Genomic DNA, 9,246 nt, shown 5'->3' on the forward strand with positions numbered 1-9,246 from the left:
AAACGGATGATGGGTATGTTTTACACCATTTTCTTAGTGCGCTTCCATGCCAATGTCGCCTGCTGATAGAGAAAGCTGCTCTTTTTGAAACTGGCTGGCGCACTGAAACAACGGAAAAAGAGCATCCATTTTTAGCCTTTTGGAGGCAATGAAGAAATTTGTTTCCGATAAGAAACACGGTACCATATACCCACTTACGCTCACTGCGAGCTGGCCACAGTCGCCAAGGCGAACGACAAGCGCTAGTATGCTTTCGTTCTGTCCACTGATTTTATAAGGGAATCACTATGAGCAATCTTCCTGCCAATCTTCGTTACGCTGCCAGCCATGAATGGGTGCTTGATCATCAAGATGGCACGGTCACCGTCGGTATCACCGACCACGCGCAAGAAGCGCTAGGCGATGTGGTATTTGTTGAACTGCCTGAAGTTGGCCAATCCCTAAGCAAAGGGAAAGAGTTTGGCGTCATTGAATCCGTGAAAGCGGCCTCTGACCTTTACTCGCCGGTCAACGGCGAAGTAATTGAAGTGAACGAAGCCCTCGAAGACGCTCCCGAAACGGTGAACGACGCCCCCTATGAAGGCGGCTGGATTATGAAAGTGCGTGTAACCGACCAAGCCTTTGAAGGTCTCTTAGACGCCGATGCGTATCAAGCGACGCTGAGCGCCGACGCCTAAGTCATGTAGCCAAAGCGCCTGCCCCTGCGGCAGGCGCTTTATTATCGCCTCTGCACGGTTTTCTCATTACGTCCGGAATCTCCCCATGCCTTTTGAATCACGCCGTTTGGCCGAACTGGCCGACCACGATGCTTTTATCAAACGCCATAACGGGCCCAGCCCCGATGATGTCGCCACCATGTTAAAAGCGCTCAATATGCAGCGCATGGAAGACCTGATTGAGCAAACCGTGCCTAGCGATATTCGCCTAGGTCGCGAACTTGCCCTTGACGACCCACGCAGTGAAGCGGAAGCCCTTGAATATTTGAGCCAGTTAGCGCGCCAGAACCGCGTTAGCAAAAGCTATATTGGCCAGGGTTACTACAACACTCATATGCCTGCAGTGATTCAGCGCAATGTGTTGGAAAATCCCGGCTGGTATACCGCTTACACGCCTTACCAGCCCGAAATTTCCCAGGGCCGTCTGGAGGGATTGCTAAACTTCCAACAGGTGATTATGGATTTAACCGGCATGGAGCTTGCCAACGCTTCCCTGCTGGATGAGGCCACCGCCGCCGCAGAAGCCATGGCACTATGTAAGCGCGGCAATAAAAAGAGCAAGTCGAACGCGTTCTTCGTGGCTGACGACCTCTTTCCACAAACGTTAGACGTCGTCAAAACCCGTGCCGAGTTCTTTGGCTTTGAGCTGATCACCGGCCCCGCCGAAAGCCTTGCCGAACACGATGTGTTTGGCGCTCTGGTTCAGTACCCCTCTGCCAGCGGCAGCGTCAGCGACTTAGCCCCGATGCTAAAGGCGGCTCAAGAGCGCGGCATTATGACCTGCGTGGCCACCGACCTGCTTAGCCTGGTGCTGCTGAAAGAGCCGGGCGCGATGGGTGCGGATATTGTCGTAGGTAACTCGCAGCGCTTTGGCGTGCCCATGGGCTTTGGCGGTCCACATGCGGCGTTCTTCGCTACCTCCGACAAACTCAAGCGCTCGATCCCAGGGCGGATTATCGGCGTCTCTAAAGACAGCCGTGGCAAAACCGCGCTGCGCATGGCCATGCAAACCCGCGAGCAGCACATTCGCCGTGAGAAAGCGACGTCGAATATCTGTACCGCACAAGCGCTACTAGCCAATATTGCCGGTTTCTACGCCACCTATCATGGCGCAGAAGGCCTACGCAAAATTGCTGGTCGCGTTCACCGCCTGACTACTGTGTTGGCTACTGGCCTACAGCAAGCCGGCGTGCAACTAGCGAATAACACCTGGTTCGATACGCTACGCCTTACCCAGGTAGACGCGGGCAAAATTCACGGCCGCGCCATGACCCACGATATTAACCTGCACTACTTCGCCAATGGCGATGTGGGTATCAGCCTGGATGAAACGACCACCGCTCACGATGTCGCCGCCCTATTCGACGTCCTGCTGGGCGATGAGCATGGTCTGGCCGTGGCAGTGTTGGACGACCAGGTAGTGACCGATAAGCTGAGCGGTATTCCGGCTGCCTACCAGCGGGAAAGCGATTTTCTTGAACATCCGACCTTCAATCGCTACCGCAGCGAAACCGAAATGCTGCGCTACTTGAAGCGTCTTGAGAACAAAGACCTGTCGCTGGCCCATGCCATGATCCCGCTGGGTTCCTGCACCATGAAGCTCAACGCGACTAGCGAGATGATTCCTGTCACATGGCCTGCGTTTTCCAACCTGCACCCATTTGCGCCGCGTGATCAGGTGGCGGGCTACCATCAGATGATTGATGAGCTGGCAGCGTTCTTAGTCGAAGTCACCGGCTATGACCATATCTCGATGCAGCCTAACTCAGGCGCGCAGGGTGAATACGAGGGCTTGCTGGCGATTCGCCGCTATCAGGCAGCTCAAGGTGAAGCTCACCGTGATGTGTGCTTGATTCCAAGCTCCGCCCACGGCACTAACCCGGCCTCTGCCGCCATGCTGAGCATGGAAGTGGTGGTGGTGGAGTGCGATGCTAACGGCAACATCGATTTAGAGGATTTGACCCGCAAAGCCGAGCAGCACAGCGAGCGGCTTTCAGCGGTGATGATTACCTACCCGTCGACCCACGGCGTCTTTGAGTCGCACGTTCGCAAAGTATGCGAAGTGGTGCACCAGCATGGCGGCCAAGTTTACGTCGATGGCGCTAACATGAATGCTCAGGTTGGCCTCACTCGCCCTGGCGACTTCGGCGGCGACGTGTCTCACCTGAACTTGCACAAAACGTTCTGTATCCCCCACGGCGGCGGCGGTCCGGGGATGGGGCCGATTGGTGTTAAAGCACACTTGGCCCCGTTTGTGTCTAACCATGTGGTGACGCCCATCAACGGGGTTAACCCAGAGAGCGGCGCGGTGTCGGCGGCAGCCTTTGGCAGCGCTTCCATTCTGCCGATCTCGTGGGCGTACATTAAGATGATGGGTGCCCGTGGCCTGCGTGAAGCCACCGAGCTGGCCATTCTTAACGCCAACTATATTGCTAAGCGTTTAGAAGCGTCCTATCCGATTCTCTATCGCGGCCAGAACGGCAATGTCGCCCATGAGTGCATCATCGATATCCGCCCGCTGAAGAGCGCGTCTGGTATTAGTGAAGAAGATATCGCCAAACGTTTGATGGATTATGGCTTCCATGCCCCCACCATGTCGTTCCCAGTACCGGGCACGCTGATGATTGAGCCCACGGAATCTGAATCACTCTACGAAATTGACCGCTTCTGCGATGCTATGATTGCGATTCGTGAAGAGATTGCACGAGTAGAGAGCGGCGAATGGCCGCTGGATAATAACCCGCTGGTGAATGCGCCACACACACAAGCCGACCTAATGGATAGCGCATGGGACCGGCCTTATGACCGCCAGCTAGGTGCCTTCCCCACCGAAGCAGTGATGGCGTCGAAGTACTGGCCCTCAGTGAATCGCGTCGATAACGTCTTTGGTGATCGGCAGCTGATTTGCTCCTGCCCCAGCATTGACGAGTATCGCCGTTAAGCAGAATCCATAGCGCGATAGGAAACGCCCCTGGCCCGTTTATTCGGGTATCAGGGGCGTTTTTTCTTGGAGACGCTGATCATGAAAGCCGTTCAACAGCTTTTCATAGCGTTTAGGTAGGACCGAATCTTGACGACGAAGAAGATAGAGCACTTCGTTAATCGCTTGAGGAAGCGCTAACGCCTTCACCTGCCGCTGCCACGGCGACGTTTCGAGCACTAAGCGCGAGACCACCGTAAAGCCAAGCCCCCTCGCCACTGCATCCAGCACCATGCTCACTTCATTAGTGAATCCCTGGTGTCGAAAGTGGGTCATGGAGCGAAACTCATCGGGGTAGTTCGCACGTAACAGCGCATTGGCGTGGTTAATCCCATCGTAATAGTTGATAAAGCCAATCCCCATCAGCTCCGACAACGTGCTGCCTGCAAAATCGGCAGGTACGACCAAGCAGAGCGGCTCTTTATGCCACACCGTGCAGGTGAGTTCCGGGTGATTGACCTGCTCGGTCACGATACCGATATCGTAGCGGCCTTCGAGCAGGTCGTTGACGATCTCATGGTTGAACGCAAAGCTATAGTTAACGGTCAGGTTGGGGTGCATCTGCTGTTGACCGAGAATATACGGGTAAAACATCAGCCCTACGCTGCCTGGGGATGCAATCCGGCATTCGCCGCTATCCAGCGAGTCATCATCCAAGCCATGCCGGAACTGCTCATGTTCGGCAAACAGCTTAAGTGCGTAATCATAGGCACGGCGGCCCGATTCGGTCAGGGTAAAACTTCTGCCACGGCGCTCTAACAGCGTTTTGCCAAGATAGCTCTCCAACTTACGAATATGCTGGCTAACCCCAGGCTGCGTCATCTCTAAACGACGCGCCGTTCGTGTGAAACTGCCGGTTTCCACTAACGTTATAAACGTCCGAAAGTATTGGGCATTAAACATAGGGTTTAAGCAACATCCTCATTATCCATCATCGTAAGGCGCTGACGTGAAGCACTATTGTGACGTGCTATCGCACCCGCTGCCGTGTGCGCTTGCAGGCCCCTAGCGTAGCACAAACGCTGCTAAGACGGGCGCTTAGCCGCATTGCTGAACAGCGCCAAGCGCCGTGCTAGTATGCAGGTTCGTTACTAACACTCTTAGGGACAGCCAGACTAATGACGCAAACCCCAGCGCCTCGTGCCACGATTTCCAGCATTATTTCTCCTGAAGGAAGCCTTGAAGTCCTCTCGCAGCATGAGGTTAATCGGCTCAAGAGCACGTCTAAAAGTGGTTTGCACGATTTACTGCGCCGCTGCGCGCTTGCCGTACTTAATTGCGGTAGCGCTACTGATGACAGCTTGGCCATTCTCGAAGCCTATAAAGATTTCGACATTGAAGTACTGCAGCAAGATCGCGGCATTCGCCTAAAGCTGACTAACGCGCCAGCAGAAGCGTTTGTAGATGGACGCATGATTCGCGGTATCCGCGAACATCTCTCGTCCATCATTCGCGACATTGTGTATGTTTATAACGAAATTCAGCACCACAAGCGCTTTGATCTCAGTACGGGCGAAGGCACCACCAATGCGGTGTTTCATATCCTGCGCAAGGCGGGCACGCTGAAACCCGGTCGCGACCCTAGTTTAGTGGTGTGCTGGGGCGGGCACTCTATTTCCCGCGAAGAGTACGAGTACACCAAGGATGTGGGCTACCACTTGGGCTTGCGCGATTTAGATATCTGCACCGGCTGTGGGCCTGGGGCTATGAAAGGCCCAATGAAAGGAGCCAACGTGGCGCATGCCAAACAGCGCCGTAAAGATGGCCGTTACCTAGGCATCTCGGAGCCCGGTATTATCGCTGCCGAAGCGCCTAATCCCATCGTTAACGAACTCGTCGTCATGCCGGATATCGAGAAACGTCTGGAAGCGTTTGTGCGTCTAGGCCACGGCATTATTGTATTCCCCGGTGGCGTGGGTACCGCAGAAGAAATTCTCTATTTGCTGGGTATTCTGTTGCACCCCAGCAACCGGGAGATCCCCTTCCCTCTCGTCTTTACCGGCCCTGCCAACTCCGCGGCTTACTTTCAGAAAATCGATGAATTCCTGGTGTACACCCTCGGTGAAGAGATTCGCCGCTACTACACCATTATTACGGGCGACCCAGTGGCCGTCGCTCGCACAATGCGCGAAGGCATTGACCAAATTGCCGATTTCCGCCGCCAACATCAAGACGCCTTCTACTACAACTGGCGCTTAACCATCGCCCGTGAGTTTCAAGCACCCTTTGAGCCCACCCACGAAGCGATGCGCGGCCTAGCCCTTCACCGCCAGCAGCCCACCCACGAGCTTGCCGCCAACCTAAGGCGCGCTTTCTCCGGCATTGTGGCGGGTAACGTGAAAGAGCCGGGCATTCGCGCCATTGAAGCTCATGGCCCCTTCGAGCTCACCGCTGAGCCCGAATTGATGCAACGTTTAGATGCGTTGCTTAGCTCCTTTGTTGCCCAAGGGCGCATGAAGCTTGATGGCCAGCCCTATACGCCCTGCTACGTGCTTAGATAATCCCTTACTTAGATAATCCTTAGTAGCTTCACCCATAGCAGGTATCGCCCATGATACCTGCTTAAGGAAACTCGCCGTGATTATTGCACTGCTCACTTTCGTCATTGCAGGGATTGTTAAGGGAGCAATTGGCTCGGGAGTTCCGGTGGTCGTTGTACCTGTCTTGACCATGCTTTATGACGTTAAGCTGGCCATTGCCGTGCTGGTAGCTCCCAATCTTTTTAGCAATGCGCTTCAGGTATGGCAGTACCGCCAGCACCTTCTCCCCTTGCGCTTTCTACTCTCATTTGCCGTAGCCGGTGGCGCTGGCATTGTACTTGGCACCTGGGGGCTAGTAGTGCTCTCACCAACACTGCTATCGCTAGGCGTCGCTGCAGCAATTCTTCTGTATCTCATCATCAAGCTGGCCAAGCGTACCGCAACGCTACCATTTACGGTCGCAAAGCGAATTGTACTCCCCGTCGGTTTGTTGGCGGGTGTGCTTCAAGGCGCTGCGGGCATGTCGGCCCCTGCCTCAGTCACTTTTTTGAATGCCATGCAGCTTGAGCGTCGCGTTTTTATTGGCTCAATTTCGGTATTTTTCGTTGCCATTACCCTGGTACAAATCCCTGCACTACTCAGTGCTGGCATTCTTACGGGTGAGCGCACGCTCTACAGCCTGGGCGCATTGCTTGTGATACTCGCCGCCATGCCTATTGGTGCCCAGCTTGGCAGGCGATTACCCCACCGCTGGTTTGATAATCTCATTATGTGTTTGCTGGCGAGCATCGCCCTGAAAATCATCTTGGATGCCCTGCTGACATAACACCATTGCGCTAACATTCTGCACAATGATGCGAGAGCCGCTACACTGAAGCCTGTAATAACCGCAGTCACTCGCGATTATTGGCAGTTTCTTATCAAGGAAAGGAGTCACACATGGAGATGATTAACCAGTTGCAAGATGGCAAAACCAAAGCCTTCGCGAAGCACTGTTTTGAACGCTACTCCGCAGAGGAGCTCAATAGCGCTGCGGAAGGCTCACCCGACCACGCGGAAATGGAGCATTGGGGAATTACCGCAGGCCAATGGGAAGAAGCGGTAGCTACAGCACTCGCCGACCATAAAGCGCAAGGTTAATGGCCCCTCCCCAACAGAGCACATGGGGAAACAACATTCATCGAGCGAGGTAACTGGGAGTAATGAGACTCCTTTCTTACCAACAGGAACTAGGAGGTTCGCATGCGGAAATGGATTATGATGGCCCTCGCTAACTGGCTGCGTAAGCCAGAAAATCGCCAGAAAGCCAAAACAGCCTGGAACGATTTACGCGGCCGAAATAATGGAAAGCGAACGCCTCAGCAATCGCAAGCCACGCGGCGCGACTCATCAACGCCGCGCTCTAACGAGCCTTTCGATAACCGCCGCTAGCTTCAGTCCCAAACACGCCTTGACCCCTATCGCTGGGGCCAATTTTTGAGCTGAAATAGCAGGCATAAAAAACGGCCGCTGCGATAAACGCAAGCGGCCGTTTTAGTATTGGTCGGAGTGACAGGATTCGAACCTGCGACCTTTGCAACCCCATTGCCCTGCCCTTATCACTATATCCAATTGATTTAATTAAAATACCTGTCATATTTACGGACGGTCAAAACGGCCAATCCGCTCTATAAATATCAACAAGTTACAAGGCTGTTTTCACCTCATGCGTAGCCTGATTTTCTCCTGCCTGCCTGCCTGCCTGCCTGCCTGCCTGCAACATTAAAGATGATTTATCCAATGATCACTTATGCTGTAAATAGAAAAAAAGGGGCGCAAGGCCCCTTATGTGTATATTGAATTAGAACTTTTCAATATATATTTTGAAAGGCTTAGCCTTAGCGACTAGAACCTTGCCATTTTTCAGGCGGCGGCTCCAACGAAGAATGAAAACTCCCCGTTCGTCTGTATAAGTCATAGCTTATCTCCAGATATTGCAAGTTATCGCTACTTTCGTAGTGGACATTTCCTGGAGATACTGCTAGAATCCTTTTGCGCGGGACGTTTTCTAGCTTTCTCATCAGTTATGTTGAGAGCGAGCGGAGAACTCTCAAAGCAAACACTGCAATGTTTGCTTCCAAGGTCAATCATGTTATGTACGTGATTGGCCTTTATTTTCTTCAAACTTCAGTTCTAACTGTTTCTTGTTACCCGGCAACTTCAGATATTCAGCAATTGCGTCTGCAAACACATCAGCCTGCCATTCGGAATCTTCTTGTTTTTGAGGATGCTTGTCTGCAAAGTGCATCCCTGCTCTATGACCTAAGAAAATGTGCCCTAGCTCATGGAGCATAATCCACACATTTTCCGTAAGCCCATCTGTTAAAGACTTGTAAAATTGGTTCGGCACTCTAATTAGCAGTTGATCAGGCTCCGCAATTGCTCGAGTTAGAGAAATCCATTCATGATCATCGATAACATCTATGTTAATTTTCCAGACCTCAAGTGTCTGCAACGTGTGCTCGATATTACTAGCGTTGAATGAGTTTCTTTTCCACTCGAGCTTATCTGCTAGGCCTTGGGCATAGCTGTAGATTTTCTGTTCAGTCAAGGGCATCACTCGATGCCCCCGTAATCGAAATGGTTCTTCACTAGAATCATCAAGAGTTTTCATTGGAGTTTTTTTCCCATGCTTCTTCGAGGATCTTCCCAATCGCTGCTAATTGCTCTTGTTCAAGATCAGAATGAGCGAATCCGGCTAATAGTGCTCTGTGTTGAGGGGCGAGCCCGTCCAATGAAACAGTTTGATTAGATTGGTCAGCTAGAGCTCGGAATTTTCCAATAGAGATACTTTCACCCTTGCTGGAAAAATAACTGTAAAGCTCCTCTACCCACTTGTGAGGTATTTTGTTTCGACCAGTTTCGATCGCACTAAGAAACGCAGGCGATGTATCTAAATCTTCTGCCATCTTGCTCAGGGTTACACCAACGTTTCGACGCATCGATCTAACTTCATGACCGAACTTTGTAAGCGCCATGTTATATCCTCCACGAGTTGTAAATGTATCCTGAATCCGTGAAGCCGGCGCCG

The 9,246-nt window shown here is 52.6% G+C and carries 9 protein-coding genes; 6 read left to right on the forward strand and 3 right to left on the reverse strand.

What is annotated here, in order from left to right; all coding sequences use genetic code 11:
• Positions 1 to 287 precede the first annotated feature (287 nt).
• Together gcvH and gcvP are read left to right on the forward strand one after the other, a co-directional pair.
• The gene (gene gcvH, locus B4967_RS14435; RefSeq protein WP_083025960.1) at positions 288 to 677 is read left to right on the forward strand and encodes a glycine cleavage system protein GcvH; all 390 of its coding nucleotides are present in this window, start codon (positions 288 to 290) and stop codon (positions 675 to 677) included.
• 85 nt (positions 678 to 762) lie between these two features.
• The gene (gene gcvP, locus B4967_RS14440) at positions 763 to 3,657 is read left to right on the forward strand and encodes an aminomethyl-transferring glycine dehydrogenase (RefSeq protein WP_083025962.1); all 2,895 of its coding nucleotides are present in this window, start codon (positions 763 to 765) and stop codon (positions 3,655 to 3,657) included.
• A 39-nt stretch (positions 3,658 to 3,696) separates the two neighbouring features.
• Here gcvP and B4967_RS14445 read toward each other — a convergent pair whose 3' ends face one another.
• The gene (locus tag B4967_RS14445) at positions 3,697 to 4,599 is read right to left on the reverse strand and encodes a LysR family transcriptional regulator (protein ID WP_044630534.1); all 903 of its coding nucleotides are present in this window, start codon (positions 4,597 to 4,599) and stop codon (positions 3,697 to 3,699) included.
• Positions 4,600 to 4,814: 215 nt separating this feature from the next.
• Between B4967_RS14445 and ppnN the strand changes: the two genes are divergently transcribed.
• The 4 genes from ppnN to B4967_RS14465 all read left to right on the forward strand — a co-directional run bounded on the left by ppnN (position 4,815) and on the right by B4967_RS14465 (position 7,607).
• Entirely contained in the window at positions 4,815 to 6,197 is a 1,383-nt protein-coding gene (gene ppnN, locus B4967_RS14450) for a nucleotide 5'-monophosphate nucleosidase PpnN (RefSeq protein ID WP_083025964.1), read from the forward strand.
• Positions 6,198 to 6,273: 76 nt separating this feature from the next.
• Entirely contained in the window at positions 6,274 to 7,002 is a 729-nt protein-coding gene (locus tag B4967_RS14455) for a sulfite exporter TauE/SafE family protein (RefSeq protein WP_083025966.1), read from the forward strand.
• A gap of 113 nt (positions 7,003 to 7,115) precedes the next feature.
• Positions 7,116 to 7,316, forward strand: a complete 201-nt coding sequence (locus tag B4967_RS14460; RefSeq protein WP_083025968.1) for a hypothetical protein — start codon at positions 7,116 to 7,118, stop codon at positions 7,314 to 7,316.
• 102 nt (positions 7,317 to 7,418) lie between these two features.
• Positions 7,419 to 7,607 (forward strand): hypothetical protein, encoded by a 189-nt coding sequence (locus B4967_RS14465; RefSeq protein ID WP_083025970.1) that lies wholly within the window; start codon positions 7,419 to 7,421, stop codon positions 7,605 to 7,607.
• Positions 7,608 to 8,307: 700 nt separating this feature from the next.
• Here B4967_RS14465 and B4967_RS14470 read toward each other — a convergent pair.
• Together B4967_RS14470 and B4967_RS14475 are read right to left on the reverse strand one after the other, a co-directional pair.
• Entirely contained in the window at positions 8,308 to 8,829 is a 522-nt protein-coding gene (locus B4967_RS14470) for an ImmA/IrrE family metallo-endopeptidase (RefSeq protein WP_139794518.1), read from the reverse strand.
• Positions 8,816 to 9,246 (reverse strand): helix-turn-helix domain-containing protein (locus B4967_RS14475; RefSeq protein WP_207953641.1); only part of this gene is annotated, 431 nt, incomplete at its 5' end. The genes B4967_RS14475 and B4967_RS14470, both read right to left, overlap by 14 nt.

It is taken from the genome of Vreelandella lionensis (genome assembly GCF_002087295.1).
In the GTDB taxonomy this organism is placed as follows: domain Bacteria; phylum Pseudomonadota; class Gammaproteobacteria; order Pseudomonadales; family Halomonadaceae; genus Vreelandella; species Vreelandella lionensis.

Coding starts and splice junctions, on each gene's coding strand:
- B4967_RS14460 (WP_083025968.1), top strand. CDS start 7,116: ATGGAGATGATTAACCAGTTGCAAGATGGCAAAACCAAAGCCTTCGCG.
- B4967_RS14470 (WP_139794518.1), bottom strand. CDS start 8,829: ATGAAAACTCTTGATGATTCTAGTGAAGAACCATTTCGATTACGGGGG.
- B4967_RS14465 (WP_083025970.1), top strand. CDS start 7,419: ATGCGGAAATGGATTATGATGGCCCTCGCTAACTGGCTGCGTAAGCCA.
- ppnN (WP_083025964.1), top strand. CDS start 4,815: ATGACGCAAACCCCAGCGCCTCGTGCCACGATTTCCAGCATTATTTCT.
- gcvH (WP_083025960.1), top strand. CDS start 288: ATGAGCAATCTTCCTGCCAATCTTCGTTACGCTGCCAGCCATGAATGG.
- B4967_RS14445 (WP_044630534.1), bottom strand. CDS start 4,599: ATGTTTAATGCCCAATACTTTCGGACGTTTATAACGTTAGTGGAAACC.
- gcvP (WP_083025962.1), top strand. CDS start 763: ATGCCTTTTGAATCACGCCGTTTGGCCGAACTGGCCGACCACGATGCT.